The organism is Curtobacterium sp. PhB191, from assembly GCF_004346515.1.
Classification (GTDB): Bacteria; Actinomycetota; Actinomycetes; order Actinomycetales; family Microbacteriaceae; genus Curtobacterium.
Window position 1 is genome coordinate 181759 of sequence record NZ_SMBV01000010.1, and the last position, 18260, is coordinate 200018.

Here is an 18260-nt window from a genome sequence, read left to right on the forward strand (position 1 = left end):
AGCCCCATTGGAACCTCCCACGCTGTGGCGCGCTCCATCAGACTGGGTGCGGGCCGGAACCGGCCCGCAACGCACCCCCACGAGGAGATCATTGCGCACCGTCAACGCGTACGCGGCACCGTCAGCGACCGAGCCGCTCGTCAAGACCACCATCACCCGTCGTGACGTCGGAGCGAACGACGTCGAGATCGACATCGCCTACGCCGGCATCTGCCACTCGGACATCCACACCGTCCGCGGTGAGTGGGGCCAGATTCAGTACCCGCAGGTCGTCGGCCACGAGATCGTCGGCCACGTCTCCGCCGTCGGCGAGAACGTCACCAAGCACCAGGTCGGCGACCGCGTCGGCGTCGGCTGCATGGTCAACTCCTGCGGCGAGTGCGAGAACTGCGTCGCCGGCGAGGAGCAGTACTGCCTCAAGGGCAACATCGGCACGTACACGAGCGTCGACCCGGCCGACGGCTCGATCACCCAGGGCGGCTACTCGCAGGCGATCGTCGTGAACGAGGACTTCGTCCTCCGCGTCCCCGAGTCGCTCGACATCGAGAAGGTCGCGCCGCTGCTCTGCGCCGGCATCACCACCTACTCGCCGCTGCACCACTGGAAGGCCGGCCCCGGCACGAAGGTCGCCGTCGTCGGCATGGGTGGCCTCGGCCACATGGCCGTCAAGATCGCCGTTGCCCTCGGCGCCGAGGTCACCGTCCTGTCGCAGACCACGTCGAAGGAAGCCGACTCGCTCCGCTACGGCGCGAAGGCCCACTACGCGACGAAGGACCCGGAGACGTTCGAGAAGCTCGCGAACTCCTTCGAGCTCATCATCAACACCGTGTCGGCGAAGATCCCGATGGGCTCGTACCTCGGCCTGCTCAAGGTCGACGGCACGCTCGTCAACGTCGGCGCTCCGTCCGAGCCGCTCGAGGTCCCGGCGTTCGCCCTGATCCCGCGCCGGCTCAGCTGGGCCGGGTCCGCCATCGGCGGCATCCGCGAGACCCAGGAGATGCTGGACTTCTGCGCCGAGCACGACATCCTGCCGGAGACCGAGCTCATCAGCGCCGACCAGATCAACGAGGCCTACGAGCGCGTGCTGTCCTCGGACGTCCGCTACCGCTTCGTGATCGACGCGGCCACGCTGGCGTAGTCGTCACCATGCTCAGACGGGAGGCCCGTTGCCAGCCGGCAACGGGCCTCCCGTCTGTGTGTGTCTGTCCGTCGGGCCGTCAGCCGACCTCGTCGCCGGACGGCAGCGCGCCGCACCAGTCGACGGAACCCGCGTCGATGCTCGCCTCGAGCGCACCGGAGGTCGCATCGACGATGCTCACCAGCTCGTCGGTCGCCGACTTCGTCGCGACCGCCACGAACTGTCCGTTCGGGGACGGGCAGACCGCCGTGACGCTCGCGTCGTCGGGGACGGTCACCGGCAGCCGGGAGGCCCGCCCACCGTCCACACGCACGATCCGTGCCGAGACGGTCCCGTCCGACCGCACGTCCCCCAGCACGCGCAGGTACGTGTCGTCCGTCAGTGGGGCGATCCTGCCGAGCACCGCCGCGTCGGTGCTCGCGGCCGGCACCCGCAACGCCGTCTTCGCGCCGTCGGTCAGGTCGAGGCGCTCGATGCCCGTGCCGGTCTCGACCACCGCCGTGGTGCCCGAGCCGACGAACCCGTGCAGGTACGTGGCGCTGCCGAGCCGGACGGGGTCGGCACGGCCGCTCATGTCGACGAGCACCAGGTCGTCGCTGCCCGTCCGCACCAGGGCGCTCTCGGTCCGGGGCACGTAGGCCCACTGCCCCACCGTCATCGGCACGGCGCCCGTCTGCGGCTTCCCGTCCTCGGCGATCGCGGTGGGCAGGTGCGTGCCCGTCATGTCGACCACGTACAGACCGGTGTTCCGCGACTGCCCGGTGGACGTGTCGGCGTACTCGAACCCGAACGAGGCCGCGTCGTCGGCGACGTGCAGCGCGGTGACCCGACCCTGCGAGGACGGCAGGGTGAGGTGCTCGACGGGGGCGTCCGGGTCCTGCACCCCGCCGGACAGCGCGACCACGTCGACCGAGGAGCTCGCGTCGCTGCCGCTGACGACCACCAGCGACCGTCCGAGCCGGGCGTACTCCGAGATGTCGGCGCCCTGGTACACCGTGGTCGCGCCCCCGGCGTCGAGGGAACGGCTGACGATGCGGTCCTTCGCGCCGTCGGCTCCGGGCACGAGGGCGAGGACGTCGGTGCTGCCGGTCCGGATCGCGGCGGTGAGGTCCGCGGTGGCACGCTGCCCCGGAGCCCGGACGTTCGCGACGGTCACCGTGTAGTCGCGGTCGTAGGCCAGGGGTCCGGCGAACTCGACCGCGATCGTGTTGCCGCTCGAGGTCACGGTGTGCGCGGCCGCCGGGGTGACCCGGACGTCGTCGGCGGACACCTGCTGCAGTGCCTGGTTCGCCGTCAGGATCACCCGCTGCGCCGGACGGGACACCAGGCCGGTGGCGTCGTACGACACGTCGCGCAGGCGCGGCCCCTGCTGCGACCCGACGACGGCGGCGAGCGCGGCGACGACCGCCAGGACGAGCACGACGGCGAGGTACCGGCGATGGAACCGGCGCGTGACCGGGCGGCGGTCCGTGCGCTGAGTACTCGTGCCCGTCTCAGTACTCGTGCCCGTCTCAGTACTCATACGGGTCCTTCGGCTGCGCGATCTCGGTGACCTTCGCGGCCTTGATGACGATGCGGGCGTCGGCGGACTGGTCCGGGTTCGCCGCGAGTGCGCCGGTCACCGTGACCCACTGCCCTTCGTCGGGCTCCGCCTCGGTACGGTCGCCGCCCTCGGTCACCACGCCGAGGCCGACTGGCTGGGCGTCCACGGCGCAGCAGCTGATCACGAACCGGGTCAGGGTGAACGAGCCGCCCTCGCCGGGCACGACGAAGCCGGACAGCCGCACCTGCTTGCCGACCAGGGCCGTGGTGTCGGTGGTTTGCCGGATCAGCGCCGCCCAGTCCTTGACGCCGTACTCCGAGGTGTCGACGCCCCCGCTGCCGAGCAGGGAGACCGCCGCCTCGGAGCCCGTCGCGTTCGACAGGGTCGCCGAGTCCACGCTCCGCTGCTGCGCGGTGCGGGCGGACAGCGTCGTCGGGGGCAGGACCAACATCGACACGGTGACCCCGACCGTGACGATCGCGGCCGCTCCACCGAGCGCGAGTCGGACGGCGCGACCACGGCCGGGCCCGCGCCGCCCGTGGTCGTGGTCCGGCTCGTGCTCGTGCTCGTCCGCGTCGTCACCGTGGGTGTGGCCGTGGCCGCGTGCGATGACCACCAGGCCCGCGATCGAGGCGGGTACCGCGACGGCGGCGAGCACGATCGTGAACACCGAGTACCGCGGGTTGATGTACAGGTCGAGGTGGCCCACCAGTGCGAGCCAGAGCGTGCACAGGGCGACCGCCAGCACGGACCCGAGCCCGAGGTAGGCCGGAGCATTGCTGCTGCGTGCGTCAGACGAGGACATTCATCACCAATCCCACGGCGCCGGCGAACAGGACGCACACGACGGCGAGCAGCACCAGGAACCGGACCCGGAACGTCGTGCGGAGCAGGGCGATCATCTTCACGTCGATGATCGGCCCGATGATCAGGAAGGCCGTGATCGACCCGGGCAGGAACGTCGAGGCGAACGACAGTGCGAAGAACGCGTCGACGTTCGAGCAGAGCGACACCGTCATCGCGAGCAGCATCATCGCCGCGACGGACAGCACCGGGTTCGAGCCGATCGCGACGAGCGTCGAACGGGGCACGGCGACCTGGATCGCCGCAGCCAGGCCGGCGCCGACGAACAGGGCCGGCATCATCGTCGCGGTCTCGCCGCCGAACTGCGCGGCGCTCTCCCGCCAACGGTTCCGGCTCCGTGGTGCGCCGATCGCAGCGCGGCAGCGGGCCTCGAACGCGGGCAGCAGCAAGTCGGCCGGGCGGCGGTGCGCGGCGACGATCCAGCCGACCAGGTTCGCGATCACGAAGCCGCCGACGATCCGGACCGGCAGGATCCAGCCGGACCAGCCGAACGCCTGCGCGGTGCTGATGATCACGAGCGGGTTGAGGATGGGCGCGGCGACCAGGAACGTGACGGCCTCGGCAGGGGTGAACCCGCGCATCATCAGGCCGCGGGCGAGCGGCACGTTCCCGCACTCGCACACCGGGAACAGCATGCCGATCAGCGAGATCACGGCGCGGCGGCCGAAGGCGTTCTGCGGCAGGACCTTCTCGAGCGCACCGACCGGCACCCACACCTCGACGACGATCGACAGCACGATGCCGAGCACCACGAACGGCAGCGACTCGACCACCACGCTGATCGCCAGGGTCAGGAAGTCCTGCACGACGTCCGGCAGGCCGGCGGTCCCGATGCTCGGGGACAGCAGCCGGATCCCCAGGAGCACGACGACGGCGAGCAGCACGAGGCCCGGGCCCGTCAGGGAACGGGAGCGGGAGCGCTGCTGCGGCGGCGTGGTCGTCGTCACCCGGAAAGGATAGGCGACGCGTGCTGCGTGGCGGTCCGCGCGCGGCCGCCTGCGCACCGTGCGAGTTCGTTCACCCCGTGCAGGGTTGCTCGCTCGGTGCAGGCCTGGAGCGCCGCACGGAGCCACCAACGACGCACGGGTTCGCGGACCCGGCACCGTGCACGTGCTCAACCGCCAGCCACAACGCCGCACCGGCCCGCGAACCCGGCACCGTGCAAGCGCACCGTGCCGCAGTCAGCCCCGGGCGATGCCCGCCACGTGCCGGTCGAGCGTGTCGATCGCCCACGAGGCGTCACCCCCGGGATCGACCCGCACGATGTGCATCGCGAGCCCGTCCACCAGGGCGTGCAGCCGCCGGGTCTCGTAGGGCACGTCGGCGTCCGGCACCCCGAGCGCCCGCAGGAGCCGCCCGCACCACTCCCGCATCTCGTCGACGACCCGGTCGTGGAACGGCCGCAGCTCGGTGTCGGTCAGCGCCGCCGTGCCGAGGCCCAGGTAGACGTCGAGCTCGATGCGTCGCTCCTCGTCGAGGGGCAGGAGCTCGAGCAGGACCGCGTGCGCGTACGCCGTGCCCCGCAGGTCCGCGGGCACGGCGTCGATCCGGGCCGCGGTCGCGTCGAACACGAGCTCGAGCGCGTGCGACCGGACGCTCGCCTGGGTCGGGAAGGTGTAGCGGACGGTGCTCGGCGGCAGCCCGGCCTCCGCCGCGACGTTCCGGACGCTCAGCGCCCCGAGTCCGTCGCGGGCGAGCACCCGGCACGCCGCTTCGGACACGGTGCGGCGCCGCTGCTCGACGTCCATGCTCCTGGCCACGACGCCATACTCGCACAGTCGTACGAACTCGTGCTACCGTCGAGGTCGTTATCGCACAGTCGTGCGACTATGCGACCGAACGAAGGGAACATCGTCATGGCATGGGTCATCCTCGTGCTGAGCGGCGTGCTCGAGGCCGTCTGGGCCACCGCACTGAGCGCCTCGAACGGCTTCAAGAAGGTCGTGCCGACGATCGTGTTCATCGCCGGCATGGCGCTGAGCATGGTCGGGCTCGCGTTCGCGATGAAGTCGATCCCGGTGGGCACCGCCTACGCCGTCTGGGTCGGCATCGGCGCCTCGCTGACGGTCGTCGTGTCGATCCTGCGCCGGCAGGAAGCCGCGTCGCTCGCACGCCTCGGCCTCGTGTTCGGCCTGGTCGCCTGCGTCGTCGGCCTCAAGGTGGTGAGCTGAGGTGGCCTGGATCGCCCTGTTCCTCAGCGCCACGCTCGAGACCGTGTGGGCGACCGCCCTCGGCGAGAGCGACGGCTTCACCCGACCCGGCCCGACGCTCGTGTTCGCGATCACGATCGTGGTCAGCCTGGGCGCGTTCGGCTACGTCCTCAAGCACATCCCGATCAGCACCGCGTACGCCGTGTGGACCGGCACCGGAGCGGCGCTCACGGTGCTGTGGGGCATGGCCACCGGCGCCGAGCCCGTCACCCTGCTGCGCGTGCTGTTCATCGCCGGGATCGTCGGCTGCGTCGTCGGCCTGAAGCTCGTGCCGGCCCGTCCGGTCACCGAGCCCGCCGCCCCGCTCGCGAAAGCGACAGATCTCCGCCGATGATCGGCGGGCAACTGTCGCTTTCGCGAAGGTGACGGCAGTGCCATCCGCAGGACTGTCGCTTTCGCGACTCGCGCCGTGGACGTGCGCCGGGGCGGACGGGAGGCGCGGTGCCAGCCGGCGCCGTGCCTCCCGTCCGCCTGTGGTCGCGCCCACCCCGCATGGTGAGCAGAAAAGGTCGGGTCACCTCGCGGGACTCGACCATTCCTGCTCACGAACCGAGCGCTGGGAGCGTCAGACGGAGGCGCCCGTCCACTCGTCCTCGGCGGCGACGTGGTCGCTGCCGACCGTGCCGGCGGCGAGCGCCGCGGCGGCGCGTTCCGTGTGGCTCGGCGGGTTCGACGGCACGTCGGACGGACGGCCCTCGTCGTTCAGCTTGCGGAGCTCGGGGACGATGTCCGTGGCCAGGATGTCGATCTGCTCGAGCACGGTCTTGAGCGGCAGCCCGGCGTGGTCGACCAGGAACAGCTGGCGCTGGTAGTGGCCGACGTGGTCCTTCATGGCCGCGTACCGGTCGATGACCTGCTGCGGCGAACCGACCGTGAGCGGGGTCTGGGCGGCGAAGTCCTCCATCGAGGGGCCGTGGCCGTAGACCGGGGCGTTGTCGAAGTAGGGCCGGAACTCGTTGACCGCGTCCTGCGAGTTCTTCCGGGCGAAGAACTGCCCGCCCAGACCGACGATGGCCTGGTCCGCGCGGCCGTGGCCGTAGTGCTCGAAGCGCTGGCGGTACAGCCCGACCATCTGCTCGGTGTGCTGGATCGGCCAGAAGATGTTGTTGTGGAAGAAGCCGTCACCGTAGTACGCGGCCTGCTCCGCGATCTCGGGCGTGCGGATCGAGCCGTGCCAGACGAACGGGGGCACGCCGTCGAGGGGGCGCGGCGTCGAGGTGAAGCCCTGCAGTGGCGTGCGGAACTTGCCCTGCCAGTTGACGACGTCGTTCTCCCAGAGCTGGCGGACGAGCGCGTAGTTCTCGATGGCCAGGTTGACGCCCTGGCGGATGTCCTGCCCGAACCACGGGTAGACCGGGCCGGTGTTGCCGCGACCCATCATGAGGTCCATGCGGCCGTCGGAGATCACCTGGAGCATGGCGTACTCCTCGGCGATGCGCACCGGGTCGTTCGTGGTGATGAGCGTGGTGCTCGTCGAGAGCGTGATGTCCTTCGTCTTCGCCGCGAGGTAGGCCAGCAACGTGGTCGGCGACGAGGCGACGAACGGCGGGTTGTGGTGCTCGCCGGTGGCGAAGACGTCGAGTCCGGCCTGGTCGGCGTGCTGCGCGATCGTGAGGATGTCGCGGACGCGCTGGGTGTCGTCCGGCGTGGTGCCGGTCGTGGGGTCGGTCGTGACGTCACTGACCGTGAAGATGCCGAACTGCATGATGCGCCGCCTTTCGCGATATCGATGCGTTTGCATCGACTTGCTGGGTACAACGTAGCGTACGCCGGTGCATTCCCACCAGGCGTCAGCGAGCTGCGGACAGCGCTGCGGGGTCGGTCCGGGCCGCGTGGTGCATGCCGTCGAGGAACCACACCGCGGTCACCACCGCCAGGACGCTCGCGCTCGAGGCCAGTCGTCCGGCCATCAGGATCGCGGCGTGGTCGTGAGCGCCGTCCCCCGTCAGGCCGACGACGAGCGCGGCGACGCCGACGGCCAGCGTGACCCCGGTGGCGACGAGCAGGACGACGCTGACCACCCGGCGCGGTCCCCGTCGGCCGTCCCGGTCACCTCGGAGTCCCCGGTCGACCCTCGGCCCGAACGCCCGGACGACGCCGAGCCAGAACATCGCGATCGCGCACGCCCCGATGATGTCGCTCACCCGGTGCCAGCCGTAGACGACCGTCTGGTTGGCGACGAAGACCGCGTAGGCGGCACCGAGCAGGGTGACGATCGGCCGGAAGCGACGGGGCGTGACCATCAGGACGGCGAACAGTGCGGCCAGCGCGATGGTCGCGTGGCCTGAGGGGAACGAGTTCGGCGTCGTCGACTGGGCGATCTCCGGGCGCTCGGCGATACGCTTGACGAGCGTCGAGGTGGCCGCCGACGCGAGCACCACTGCACCCGCGCCGAGCCCCACCGAGAGCCGTCGCCTGGCGAACGCCACCGCGACGATCACGACAACGAGCAACAGGATCACCGGCACCGAGATGACGTTGAGCGCAGTGTCCGAGCTGAACAGGTCGGACTCACGGACCCCGCCGAGCGCGGCGTCCTCCATGCGCTGCCCCACCGGCGTCAGCACCGCGGCCGCGTAGACGGAAGGCACGATCACGAACCCCAGAGCCGCCAGCACACCCCACCGCAACCGCCGCGAGACGCTTGGTCCACGCGACTCCGGTGCATTGCGCTCGGGTGTCAAGGTCACCGGGCTGGTCCTCCTCGGAGTGGTCGTCGTCGGTCTCGTCGCACGCCTGGTGACGGCGCTGCGATTCGGACGGTCGGGGTCGGACACGATACCGTTGGCTCACCGGCCGGAGGCTGGGAACCGCGCGGCCGTCACCCGCGGATCCCGCGCTGTGCCGCTCAGTGCCGCGCCGCTCAGTCCGGCGGGCACCGCCGGACTGACGCACGTCGCGTCGGCAGTGTACGAGGAGGAGACCGAAGTGGCCATCAAGGAACCGGGCATCACCGCCTCACCGAACCGCGGCCTCGCGCTCACGGTCGGTGGCGTCCTCGCACTCTGGGGCATCCTGGGCTTCTTCTTCGCCGCCGACGGCGACCCCGGCTTCTTCAGCCGCCAGGGCGGGATGCTCTGGAACGCCTTCGGGGTGAACCCGCCGCTCGCCCTCATCTGGGTGCTGCTCGCCGCGGTCCTGCTCATCACCGGGCTCGGCACCACCATCGGTTCGCGGAACGGCAACCTGGTCGTCGGCGCCGTGCTCGTGGTGCTGGCCGTCTACGGCTTCGTCTTCGTGAACACCTCGGCGAACATCTTCGCGCTGAACACCACCGACAACGTGTTCCACGCGATCGTCGGGGTCATCCTGCTGCTGACGGCGCTCGGTGCCGACAAGGAGAACCTCCGCGCGCTGCGTGCGGCGGCTCGCGCCTGACGCACCGACACGCTCCCCGACGCCCGTCTGCCGCTCCGGCAGGCGGGCGTCGTCGTGTGTGCGTCAGGCGTCGTCGTCGGAGTCGTCGGGGTCGTCGTCCGGCTCCGGCTTCCGGGCTTCGAGTGCCGTCGCGACGATGCGTGGCGCCTCGGACATGAAGCGTCGGACGTCCGTGTCGACGATGATGTCCTGCGGCCGCAGTGGCCGGGTCAGGTACAGCCCCTCGAGCGACGTCAGCCGTGACAACGCGACGTACGTCTGTCCGGCGCTGAACACACGGTTGCCCAGGTCGACCACCGCGCGGTCGTAGGTGCTGCCCTGCGACTTGTGGATCGTCACCGCCCAGGCGAGCCGCAACGGGAACTGCTGGAACTCACCGACGGTGTCCTTCTTGAGCTCCTTCTTGTCGGCGTCGTAGGAGTACTTGAACTTCTCCCACACCGACGGCTGGACCTCGAAGGACTCTCCGTCGACGTCGACCCAGACCGTGTCACGGATCGCCGTGACGATGCCGAGCGTCCCGTTCACCCATCGCTGGTCGGCGTCGTTGCGCAGGAACATCACGTGCGCGCCGGGCTTGAGCTCGAGGGCTTCGTCGGCCGGGAAGTTCCGCCCGCCGAAGTCGCCGTTGACGTCGGCCTTCGCGGTCTTCACCTTGCCGGGCAACCGTTCGAGCGCCGCCTTGTTGATGCGCGCGACGGTGTCGTTCCGGGTGGCGAGGGTGATGGCGTCGTCGGGCGAGGGCCGTGCGCCCGCGGTGTTCAGCTGGTCCGCGATCTCGGCGGTCACCCGGCCGTGCCGCACCGCCGTGAGCATGGCGGCGAAGGCGTCGTCGCGCTGGCGGTGCACGGTGGCGAGCTCGATGATGTTCAGCTTCGCCTCGAGCCACACCTTGGCGTCGAAGAACCACATCGACCGGTAGTGGTCGGTGAAGTAGGCGCGTTCGTCGGCACCGCCCGGGACCGGCGGCAACTGGTACGGGTCGCCGAACATGACCACCTGCACTCCGCCGAACGCCTCGAACTGCCGCCCGCGGGCCTTGCGGAGCGAGCGGTCCATCCCGTCGAGCAGGTCGGCGTTCACCATCGAGACCTCGTCGATCACCAGGGTGTCGATGGTGTTGAGGAGCTTGCGGGTGTCCGGTCCCTGGCGCAGCTCGGCATCGGCGATGAGCCCGATCGGCAGGCGGAACAACGAGTGGATCGTCTGGCCACCGACGTTCAGGGCCGCGACCCCGGTCGGTGCGCAGATCACGACCTGCTTCTCGGTGTTCCACGACAGGTGGTTGAGCAGGGTCGATTTGCCCGTGCCGGCACGACCGGTGATGAAGACGTGGTCGCGGGTGTGCTCGATGTACTCGAAGACGGCCCGCTGCTCGCCGCTGAGCTCGACGCTCATCGTGCGTCCTGCTCGAGGGTCCGCGCGTCCGCTCCGAGCGTGCGCGCCGCCGATCCAGCGCGCCGCAGCTGCACGAGCACCACCACGACGACCGCCACCAGGAGCAGCACCCCGGCGATCACGAGCACGAGCCCGCCACGGGCCTGGTCGACGAGCGGATCGGGGCCCCACGTCCGCCCCATCGCCCCGAACCACGACGCCTGCAGCAGTCCGAGCGGCCCGCGCATCGCGACGCCGAGCGACACCGCTCCGGCGGCGACGACCGCGGCCCCGACGATCCGGACGATCGCTGCTGCGCGGGTCGGGTACTGCTGGCCGGCCGCGACCGGTGTGAAGAGCGTCGGCATCGCCAGGAGTCCGACGAGCAGGAAGCCCACGTCGATGACCGTGCGCCCCGTGGAGTCGCTCACCGACCAGCGGACGGCATCGGTGGCGAAGTACGCCCACCACACCGCCGCGGCGAGCAGGAACGCCGGGAAGGGCTGCACCAGGTAGCGGACCGCGGCGTTGTCGACCAGCACACCGGTCCACTCGCGCACGCCGGTGCTGTCGTCGTCGCGCGGGTGCACCGCGGCCCGGATGAGCACGACGGGAGCCGCCGCCCACACCAGCGCCGGCACCACCAGGCCGAGCAGCACGTGCGCGCCGACGTTCGCCGACACCAGGAACCGGTCGTACTGGTGCAGCGAACCGGACGTCGCGACCACGAGCGAGATGATCGCGAGGGCCGCCGCCACCGAACGGCGCACCGGCCAGTGGACCCCGGCGCGGCGCAGGCGCACGACACCGGCCGCGTAGGTCGCAGCGAGCAGCACGGCGGCCATCAGCCAGAACAGGTCGATGTTCCACTGCGTCAGCCAGCCCCAGGCCCCGGGCGCGTGCGGCAGCAGGTCGTCGGTGAGCAGCTCGGCGGGGCTCGGGTCGGCCGTCTTGCTCAGCGCGATCTGGTCGACCGGCGTGGCCGTGCGTCCGAGCGCCGCGGCGAAGCCCGATGCGACGCCCATCACGGCGAGCTCGACCACGATCAGGGTCCAGAACGGGCGGTGCCGTGCCGGCGCCTCGGTCAGGGAGCGGATCGCACGCTGACGCTGCACGGCACCGAGGACTCCGATGACGACGATCGCGCCGATCTTGACCAGCACGAGAGTGCCGTACGGCGTGAACAGGTTCGACAGGGCACCCACGCGGATCTGTGCCGAGGCGACACCCGACACCGCCACGAGCACGAAGCACCCGAGCGCGATGCTCGAGTACCGCGCGACGACCACGGCCAGGCGGTCACCGGGCAGCACGCCGCGCAGGAGCACGAGCATGGTCAGGCCACCGACCCAGAGCGCGGCGCCGACCAGGTGCAGTCCGAGGGCGGTCACGGCGGCGTCGTGGCTCGCGGTGCCGGCGGCGTGGCCCTGCTGCGCGAGCGGGATGAGGCCGATCATCGAGACACCGGCGGTCAGGGCGACCATGCCCCGGGAACGGACGGCGAAGCAGAGCACCGTGACGGCAGCGGCGACGAGCACCGTCACGAGCCAGGCGAGCCCGAGGTCCGTGCCGGTGAGGAACACGCCCATCGACTGGCCGAACTGCTCATCGATGCTGATCTTCGAGCCGGCGACGCTCAGGAACGTGAAGAAGGTGGTGACCGCGGACGACACCGTCCAGAGCCCGCTGGCGGCGGCCGCGACGTCGATGGCGCGGTTCCACTCCGGGCCGGAGCGCGAGAGTCCGACGGTGGCCAACGCGAGGCCGCCGATCGTCGCAGCGGCAGACAGGTCCACGACCAACCGGGAGATCGGCAGACCGAAACGGACCAGGGCACCGGGGTCGGCGATCAGCGCTGCGTTCGCACCACCGCCGATGACGAGTGCCGTGAGCAGCGCCACGAACCCGACGAGCAGGAGCACGGCGGGACCGGCGATGCGCGCGATCCGATTCACCCGTCAAGCCTAGGCGGTGCCCACCCGGCCACCGAACCGGCCGGGCCGACCTGTGGGAACCGGCACGGGCCTCCCGGTCGACGCAGCGCGACGAACGCGACCCGACACGACGAACGCGACCCGACGAACGCGACCCGACGCACCGAACGCACCCTGGAAACGACGAAAGGGACGGCCGAAGCCGTCCCTCCCGATGCGCGGAACAGTCTTACTTGACCGCAGCCTTGAGCTTCGAGCCGGCGCTGACCTTGACCGAGTCGCTCGCGGCGATCTCGATGGCCTCACCCGTCTGCGGGTTGCGGCCGGTGCGGGCGGCGCGGTGCGTCTTCTCGAAGGCGATCCAACCGGGGATCGTGACCTTCGTGCCGTCCGCGACGGACGACGAGACGACGCTGAAGAGCGCGTCGACGACGCCGTTGACGGTGGCCTGGCTCTGGCCGGACTCGGCGGCGACGGCAGCGACGAGCTCGGTGCGGTTCAGTGACTTGTCAGCCATGGATGTCCTCCTCGGACTTCTTGCAGTATCGGTCGGACGGACGTGCCGTCCGGCGCCCGGAGCGGTTGCCCCGTGCCACGGTGCCAGTGGGCCGAGGGCCCGGCGGAACCGGAGTTGAACCTACCAGCCACATCGGACGTTTTCAGCCGACTCGCCCGGATTTCCGGGCTTGTCGCGGGTCCAACGGGGCAGATGTGACCCCTGAGGCGCCCTTGTACCCCGGACACAGCGAACGCCCCGCCACCAGGAGGTGACGGGGCGTCGGGTACTGCGAGTGCTTACCAGGAGCTCTTCGTGATGCCGGGGAGCTCTCCACGGTGGGCCATGTCGCGGAAGCGGACACGGCTGATGCCGAACTCACCCAGGTGGCCACGGGGGCGGCCGTCGATCGCGTCGCGGTTGCGGTAGCGGATCGGGGATGCGTCGCGGGGCAGCTTCTGCAGGCCGACGCGAGCGGCCTCACGCGACTCGTCGGAGCCGTTCGGGTCCACGAGGGCCTTCTTCAGCTCGAGACGACGCTCGGCGTAGCGCGCGATGATGACGGCACGCTGGTTGTTCTTCGCGATCTTGCTCTTCTTCGCCATGCTTAGCGCTCCTCACGGAAGTCGACGTGCTTGCGGATCACCGGGTCGTACTTCTTCAGCACGAGACGGTCGGGGTTGTTCCGACGGTTCTTCTTGGTCACGTACGTGAACCCGGTGCCCGCCGTCGAGCGGAGCTTGATGATCGGACGGATGTCCTGACCCTTTTTCGCCATCAGATCTTCTCCCCACGGGCGAGGACGTCCTTGACGACGGACTCGATGCCCCGCGCGTCGATGACCTTGATGCCCTTAGCGCTGACGTTGAGCGTCACGTTGCGACGCAGCGACGGCACGTAGTACGTCTTCTTCTGCACGTTCGGGTCGAAGCGGCGCTTCGTCCGGCGGTGCGAGTGCGAGATGTTGTGACCGAAGCCGGGAACGGCGCCGGTCACCTGGCACACTGCTGCCATGGTTTCCTCCTGAGGTACCGTGCGACCGGACGGCCGCACCCAAGTTCACTTGCCTGGTGCGCACGCGCAGGACCACCGAGGTGGTGCATGCGAGGGGGTTGTGCACACCGCCCAGACCCGCAGCCCCTGTCGAAGGGGGAACGGACACCACGCGACCGCGGCGTTCGCGACGGTCGGAGGGCTTGGAACAACGGGTCCGCCACGCGGACGTGGAGGACCAAGGGAAGAGCTTACGCGAGCTCCGGGCGTGTCGCAAGCGCACGCACCATGAGCTCCCCGAGTTCGCGCGGCGCCGTGAACATCGGCCAGTGTCCGGTCTCGAGTCCGACGATGCTGAGCTCCTCGGTCGCGACGAGTTCCGCGGCCCAGGTCTGGTGGTCGGCCACCATCGTCGCGAGCTCGGTCGCCGGGATCTCACAGGTGATCACCGTCGCCGGGATCGTGTGCCGGGCGGCGTCGGCGTAGTGGAAGCGGTCGGACGGCACGGCGGCCGGCTCCGGGATCGCCCGGTGCTCGAAGGACTCCCGCAACACCGGCGTCATCCCGCGCACCGTGGCCGGCTCCCAGACGTCCCACGACGGCAGCGGCACCACACCGTCCACCACGGGCAGTTCGTCGTTCACGCAGCCGCCGGCGGGACCGGGGAACGTGTCGACGTAGAGCAGGTGTTCGACGAGCGAGGGCCGCTGGTCGGCGGCCATGTACGCGATCGGTCCGGCGCCCGAGTGACCGGCGAGCACGACGGGCTCGTCCGGGCTGGCGACGTCGTCCAGGCGCTCCACGAGCGCCGCGACCTGCTCGTCGAGCGTGTCGCCGTCGCGGGTGATCGCCTCGACCGTGTGGCCCGCCTGCAGCAGCACCGGGGCGACGTCGTCCCACGCGCTCGCATCGAGCCAGAACCCGGGGACCAGGATGACGTGCATGGCGCGGACGCTACTCGCCGTCGGCGTCGCCGGTCCGCGGTCCGGCTGCAGCGGCAGATGCCGTGCACACCGCGCACTCGCCGAAGATGTCGACGACGTGGCTGGCGTTCGTGAACCCGTTGGCGGCGGCGACGTCCTGCGCCCACTGCTCGACGGGGTCCGCCTCGATCTCGACGGTCCGGCCGCAGTTCCGGCAGATCAGGTGGTGGTGGTGCGCGTCCGTCGTGCACGCCCGGTACAGCGATTCGCCGTCCTGCTGCAACGAGTCGGCGTCACCCTCGGTCGCCAGGTCGGCGAGCGCCCGGTAGACGGTGGCGAGGCCGATCGTCGAACCCTCGTCCCGCAGGTGCTGGTGCAGCGCCTGCGCGCTGACGAACCCCTCGGTGGAGTCGAGGGCACCGCGCACCGCTTCGCGCTGCCACGTGTTCCGCTTGACCTTCTGCACGGCGTTCATGCTGGTGCACCCACCTTCGTTTCGGCTGACGTTCCGGAACCGGTTCCGGCTCCGGCTCCGTTCGTTCCGGACGGGAGGCCCGGTGTGCCCCCGCCACGCTGGTCGCGGCGGACGACCCGATCGCGTCCACGGCGGTCGCGCCGGGCCCCGACGATCCGGCAGACCACCCAGATCGCGAACGAGATGGTCGTCACGTAGGGACTGATCGGCAGGCCGCCGCCGAGTGCCAGCAGGATGCCACCGACGACCGACACCACGGCGAACACCGTGGAGAGCACCGGCACGACGACCGGGTGCGAGCTGAGCCGCAGTGCAGCGGCGGCCGGGGTGACGAGCAGTGACAGCACGAGCAGGGCGCCGACGATCTGCACCGACACCGCGGTGGCCAGGCCGAGGACGAGCATGAACACGATCGCGAGCGTCCGCACCGGGATGCCGGCGGCTGCGGCCACGTCGGGGTCGACCGACGCGAACATCAGCGGCCGCCAGATGACGAGCAGGGTCGCGACCACGATGGCGGCGATGACGATGAGGAACGTCAGCTGCGGGTTGTCCACCGACACGATCTGGCCGGTGAGCAGCCCGAACTTGTTGGCCGCACGTCCCTTGTAGAGCGCCAGGCACAGGATGCCGAGCCCGAGACCGAACGGCATGAGCACGGCGATGATCGAGTTGCGGTCACGCGCCCTCGAGCCGAGCACCCCGATGAGCAGCGCCGCGATCACCGACCCGACGAGCGAGCCCGTGACGACGTTGACACCGAGCAGCAGGGACGCGCTCGCGCCGGCGAACGACAGCTCCGAGATGCCGTGCACCGCGAAGGGCATGTTCCGGGCGACGACGAACGGGCCGATGAGCCCGCCGACGATGCCGAGCACCGCGCCGGCCCAGATCGAGTTCTGCACCAGGGCCACGAGCTCGCCGTAGTCCTGGAACGAGAACACCGTCGACAGGACGTCCATCAGATCCGCCCTTCGTCCGACGCCGGGGCGTGCGGGTCGACCTCGCCGTGGTGGTGGTCGTGCGCGTCGTTCGCGCCGACGATGACGATGCGGCCCATCGTGCGGACGACGTCGACGGGGGTGCCGTACAGGTCGCTCAGCACGTCAGCGCGCAGGACCTCGTCGGGGGAACCGATCCGGAACCGGCCGCCGGCGATGTAGAGGACCCGGTCGACGACGTCGAGGATCGGGTTCACGTCGTGCGTCACGAAGAGCACCGCGGCACCCTGATGCCGACGCTGCCGGTCGATGAGCTCGGTGACGCCGCGTTGGTGCCGCAGGTCGAGTGAGATGAGGGGTTCGTCGCACAGCAGCAGTGCCGGGTCGGCGGCGATGGCCTGACCGACGCGGGTGCGCTGCTGCTCGCCGCCGGACAGCTCGGCCACCGGGGCGTCCGCGAACGCGGTGGCGCCGACCTCGTCGAGGATCCGGTCGATGCGGGCGCGGTCGGCCTTCGACGTCGGCAGGACGCCCCACCGGTGCCCCGTCACGCCCTGCGCGATCATGTCCCGCGCGCGCAGGGGGGTGCCGGCCTCCATGAGCCGCTGCTGCGGGATGTAGCCGATCTTCCGGTGCCCACGACGGACGGGCTGGCCGAGGAACGACATCGTGCCGCTCGTCAGGCGCTGCTGCCCGAGCACCGTGCGCAGGAGCGAGGTCTTCCCGGCGCCGTTCGGGCCGAGGACCGCGACGAACTCCCCCGGTGCGATGTCCAGGTCGAGGTGCCCCCAGAGCTTCCGCTCGCCGAAGGACAGTCCGGCGTCGCGCAGGGCCAGGACCGGACGGGCCGCAGCCCGGTCGTCCACCGAGGTGGTCGCCGGGCTGTCGGTCGCCGCTGCTGCGGTCGAGGTCGTCACTTCTGGAGCGCTGCCTTCACCGCGTCGATGTTCGCCTGCTGCCACGAGACGTAATCCTGCCCCTTGGGGAGCGTCTCCGTGACACCGACCACCGGGACGTCGTCCTGGTCGGCGACCTTCTTGACCTGTTCGGTCTCGGCGCTCGAGGTCTGGTCGTTGTAGGCGAGCAGCGCCACGCTCTTGCCGCTGAACAGCGCGAGGGTGTCCTTGAGGGCTGCCGGCGGGACGTCGTCGCCCTCCTCGATCGCCTCGGAGAACGCTTCGGGGGTGACGTTGTCGAGACCGATCGCGTCGAAGAGGTAGCCCGGCACCGGCTCGGTGTACGCCACCTCCTCGCCGTCGTACGTCTTCTTCAAGTCGGCGGTCTGGGACTCGAGGCCCTCGAGTTTCGTCGTGAGCGCGTCGGCGTTCTGCTCGAACGTGGTCTTGTCGCCCGCGTCGAGCGCGGACAGGCGCTTCGTGACGTCGTCGACCAGCTTCACCATCGTCGGGTAGCTGTAGAACACGTGCTCGTTGAACTCGGCGTCGCCACCCTTGTCCAAGCCGGACAGCTTCACGACGTTGATGGTGTCGGCCTTGGTGTCCGAGGCGTCGTCGAGCGTGGTCATGAAGTCGTCGTACCCGCCGCCGTTCTCGATGAGCAGGTCGGCCTTCGACACCGCGAGCTGGGTGCGGGCGCTCGACTCGAACGAGTGCGGGTCCTGCGAGGGGTCGTTCAGGATGCTCGTGACCGACACCTGGTCGCCACCGATCGACTGGACGATCGAGCCGTAGACGTTGGTCGAGGCGACGACGGCGATCTTCCCGTCGCTGCTGGCGTTGCCCGAGGCCGAGGAGGTCGCGCAGCCCGTCAGGGCGAGCGCGGCGGCGCCGGCGACGAGCGGGAGGGCGAGGAGGCGGTTGTGCATGCTCCGACGGTAGCGCTTGCTGATAACGATTGTCAAAACCGGTACCAGCGCTCTGGTGGTGACGACAGACGGACGGGAGGCCCGGTGCCAGCTGTGGACTGGTCCCCGGTTCTTGGACTGATTAGTCGGTTCGAGATCCGGGGATGGTTCGTGTGGGTGGTAC

General features: G+C 70.4%; 21 protein-coding genes. 4 read left to right on the forward strand and 17 right to left on the reverse strand.

Annotation, left to right across the window (positions count from 1 at the left end; genetic code table 11):
• Positions 1–91: 91 nt before the first annotated feature.
• Entirely contained in the window at positions 92–1138 is a 1047-nt protein-coding gene (locus EDF48_RS16370; RefSeq protein WP_131844763.1) for an NAD(P)-dependent alcohol dehydrogenase, read from the forward strand.
• 79 nt (positions 1139–1217) lie between these two features.
• Here the strand turns inward: EDF48_RS16370 and EDF48_RS16375 are convergent, their stop codons facing one another.
• The 4 genes from EDF48_RS16375 to EDF48_RS16390 form a co-directional block, all read right to left on the reverse strand.
• On the reverse strand, positions 1218–2660 hold the full coding sequence (locus EDF48_RS16375) for a hypothetical protein (RefSeq protein WP_131881330.1): 1443 nt from the start codon (positions 2658–2660) through the stop codon (positions 1218–1220).
• Positions 2650–3486, reverse strand: a complete 837-nt coding sequence (locus EDF48_RS16380; protein ID WP_131881332.1) for a TIGR03943 family protein — start codon at positions 3484–3486, stop codon at positions 2650–2652. Before EDF48_RS16380 ends, EDF48_RS16375 begins: the two co-directional genes overlap by 11 nt.
• A complete protein-coding gene (locus EDF48_RS16385) occupies positions 3473–4492 on the reverse strand; it encodes a permease (protein ID WP_123672144.1) in 1020 nt (339 codons plus the stop codon). The genes EDF48_RS16380 and EDF48_RS16385 overlap by 14 nt, the downstream gene beginning before the upstream one ends.
• A 234-nt stretch (positions 4493–4726) precedes the next feature.
• Positions 4727–5305 carry a TetR family transcriptional regulator C-terminal domain-containing protein gene (locus EDF48_RS16390; protein WP_165932435.1) on the reverse strand — a complete coding sequence of 193 codons (579 nt, stop codon included), beginning with the start codon at positions 5303–5305 and terminating at the stop codon, positions 4727–4729.
• Positions 5306–5401: 96 nt separating this feature from the next.
• On the opposite strand from EDF48_RS16390, the gene EDF48_RS16395 reads away from it, so the two are divergent.
• Positions 5402–5716 (forward strand): multidrug efflux SMR transporter, encoded by a 315-nt coding sequence (locus EDF48_RS16395; RefSeq protein WP_123293830.1) that lies wholly within the window; start codon positions 5402–5404, stop codon positions 5714–5716.
• Position 5717: 1 nt separating this feature from the next.
• Positions 5718–6089: a multidrug efflux SMR transporter gene (locus tag EDF48_RS16400; RefSeq protein ID WP_131881334.1), complete on the forward strand. Its 372-nt coding sequence runs from the start codon at positions 5718–5720 to the stop codon at positions 6087–6089.
• A gap of 231 nt (positions 6090–6320) precedes the next feature.
• Here the strand turns inward: EDF48_RS16400 and EDF48_RS16405 are convergent, their stop codons facing one another.
• Together EDF48_RS16405 and EDF48_RS16410 are read right to left on the reverse strand one after the other, a co-directional pair.
• Positions 6321–7460 carry a CE1758 family FMN-dependent luciferase-like monooxygenase gene (locus EDF48_RS16405; RefSeq protein ID WP_123339972.1) on the reverse strand — a complete coding sequence of 380 codons (1140 nt, stop codon included), beginning with the start codon at positions 7458–7460 and terminating at the stop codon, positions 6321–6323.
• Positions 7461–7545: 85 nt separating this feature from the next.
• On the reverse strand, positions 7546–8346 hold the full coding sequence (locus tag EDF48_RS16410; protein WP_131881336.1) for a phosphatase PAP2 family protein: 801 nt from the start codon (positions 8344–8346) through the stop codon (positions 7546–7548).
• Positions 8347–8683: 337 nt separating this feature from the next.
• On the opposite strand from EDF48_RS16410, the gene EDF48_RS19210 reads away from it, so the two are divergent.
• Positions 8684–9133: a DUF4383 domain-containing protein gene (locus tag EDF48_RS19210; protein WP_165901145.1), complete on the forward strand. Its 450-nt coding sequence runs from the start codon at positions 8684–8686 to the stop codon at positions 9131–9133.
• Between the two features lie 63 nt (positions 9134–9196).
• Here the strand turns inward: EDF48_RS19210 and EDF48_RS16420 are convergent, their stop codons facing one another.
• The 11 genes from EDF48_RS16420 to EDF48_RS16470 form a co-directional block, all read right to left on the reverse strand.
• Positions 9197–10531: an AAA family ATPase gene (locus EDF48_RS16420; RefSeq protein WP_131881338.1), complete on the reverse strand. Its 1335-nt coding sequence runs from the start codon at positions 10529–10531 to the stop codon at positions 9197–9199.
• Positions 10528–12465, reverse strand: a complete 1938-nt coding sequence (locus tag EDF48_RS16425; RefSeq protein ID WP_131881340.1) for a cytochrome c oxidase assembly protein — start codon at positions 12463–12465, stop codon at positions 10528–10530. The genes EDF48_RS16420 and EDF48_RS16425 overlap by 4 nt, the downstream gene beginning before the upstream one ends.
• A gap of 208 nt (positions 12466–12673) precedes the next feature.
• Positions 12674–12961 carry an HU family DNA-binding protein gene (locus tag EDF48_RS16430; RefSeq protein WP_111085379.1) on the reverse strand — a complete coding sequence of 96 codons (288 nt, stop codon included), beginning with the start codon at positions 12959–12961 and terminating at the stop codon, positions 12674–12676.
• 278 nt (positions 12962–13239) lie between these two features.
• Positions 13240–13545 (reverse strand): 30S ribosomal protein S14, encoded by a 306-nt coding sequence (rpsN, locus tag EDF48_RS16435; RefSeq protein ID WP_111085378.1) that lies wholly within the window; start codon positions 13543–13545, stop codon positions 13240–13242.
• Positions 13546–13547: 2 nt separating this feature from the next.
• Positions 13548–13718, reverse strand: a complete 171-nt coding sequence (gene rpmG, locus EDF48_RS16440; RefSeq protein WP_017886456.1) for a 50S ribosomal protein L33 — start codon at positions 13716–13718, stop codon at positions 13548–13550.
• Positions 13718–13954: a 50S ribosomal protein L28 gene (gene rpmB, locus EDF48_RS16445; protein WP_111085377.1), complete on the reverse strand. Its 237-nt coding sequence runs from the start codon at positions 13952–13954 to the stop codon at positions 13718–13720. Before rpmB ends, rpmG begins: the two co-directional genes overlap by 1 nt.
• 230 nt (positions 13955–14184) lie before the next feature.
• A complete protein-coding gene (locus EDF48_RS16450; protein ID WP_131881342.1) occupies positions 14185–14877 on the reverse strand; it encodes an alpha/beta hydrolase in 693 nt (230 codons plus the stop codon).
• Positions 14878–14887: 10 nt separating this feature from the next.
• Complete coding sequence (locus EDF48_RS16455) at positions 14888–15331, reverse strand: transcriptional repressor (protein WP_123293457.1); 444 nt, start codon at positions 15329–15331, stop codon at positions 14888–14890.
• Positions 15328–16293, reverse strand: a complete 966-nt coding sequence (locus tag EDF48_RS16460; RefSeq protein ID WP_131881344.1) for a metal ABC transporter permease — start codon at positions 16291–16293, stop codon at positions 15328–15330. The genes EDF48_RS16455 and EDF48_RS16460 overlap by 4 nt, the downstream gene beginning before the upstream one ends.
• The gene (locus tag EDF48_RS16465) at positions 16293–17138 is read right to left on the reverse strand and encodes an ATP-binding cassette domain-containing protein (protein WP_131881367.1); all 846 of its coding nucleotides are present in this window, start codon (positions 17136–17138) and stop codon (positions 16293–16295) included. The genes EDF48_RS16460 and EDF48_RS16465 overlap by 1 nt, the downstream gene beginning before the upstream one ends.
• Before the next feature lie 47 nt (positions 17139–17185).
• Positions 17186–18097, reverse strand: a complete 912-nt coding sequence (locus EDF48_RS16470) for a zinc ABC transporter substrate-binding protein (RefSeq protein WP_131881347.1) — start codon at positions 18095–18097, stop codon at positions 17186–17188.
• Positions 18098–18260: the final 163 nt, after the last annotated feature.

Bases quoted from the DNA above. Each gene is read 5' to 3' on its own strand.
- EDF48_RS16405 (WP_123339972.1), bottom strand. From the start codon at position 7,460: ATGCAGTTCGGCATCTTCACGGTCAGTGACGTCACGACCGACCCCACG.
- EDF48_RS16375 (WP_131881330.1), bottom strand. From the start codon at position 2,660: ATGAGTACTGAGACGGGCACGAGTACTGAGACGGGCACGAGTACTCAG.
- rpmB (WP_111085377.1), bottom strand. From the start codon at position 13,954: ATGGCAGCAGTGTGCCAGGTGACCGGCGCCGTTCCCGGCTTCGGTCAC.
- EDF48_RS16455 (WP_123293457.1), bottom strand. From the start codon at position 15,331: ATGAACGCCGTGCAGAAGGTCAAGCGGAACACGTGGCAGCGCGAAGCG.
- EDF48_RS16430 (WP_111085379.1), bottom strand. From the start codon at position 12,961: ATGGCTGACAAGTCACTGAACCGCACCGAGCTCGTCGCTGCCGTCGCC.
- EDF48_RS16460 (WP_131881344.1), bottom strand. From the start codon at position 16,293: ATGGACGTCCTGTCGACGGTGTTCTCGTTCCAGGACTACGGCGAGCTC.
- EDF48_RS16470 (WP_131881347.1), bottom strand. From the start codon at position 18,097: ATGCACAACCGCCTCCTCGCCCTCCCGCTCGTCGCCGGCGCCGCCGCG.
- EDF48_RS16420 (WP_131881338.1), bottom strand. From the start codon at position 10,531: ATGAGCGTCGAGCTCAGCGGCGAGCAGCGGGCCGTCTTCGAGTACATC.
- EDF48_RS16450 (WP_131881342.1), bottom strand. From the start codon at position 14,877: ATGCACGTCATCCTGGTCCCCGGGTTCTGGCTCGATGCGAGCGCGTGG.
- EDF48_RS16395 (WP_123293830.1), top strand. From the start codon at position 5,402: ATGGCATGGGTCATCCTCGTGCTGAGCGGCGTGCTCGAGGCCGTCTGG.
- EDF48_RS16380 (WP_131881332.1), bottom strand. From the start codon at position 3,486: ATGTCCTCGTCTGACGCACGCAGCAGCAATGCTCCGGCCTACCTCGGG.
- rpmG (WP_017886456.1), bottom strand. From the start codon at position 13,718: ATGGCGAAAAAGGGTCAGGACATCCGTCCGATCATCAAGCTCCGCTCG.
- rpsN (WP_111085378.1), bottom strand. From the start codon at position 13,545: ATGGCGAAGAAGAGCAAGATCGCGAAGAACAACCAGCGTGCCGTCATC.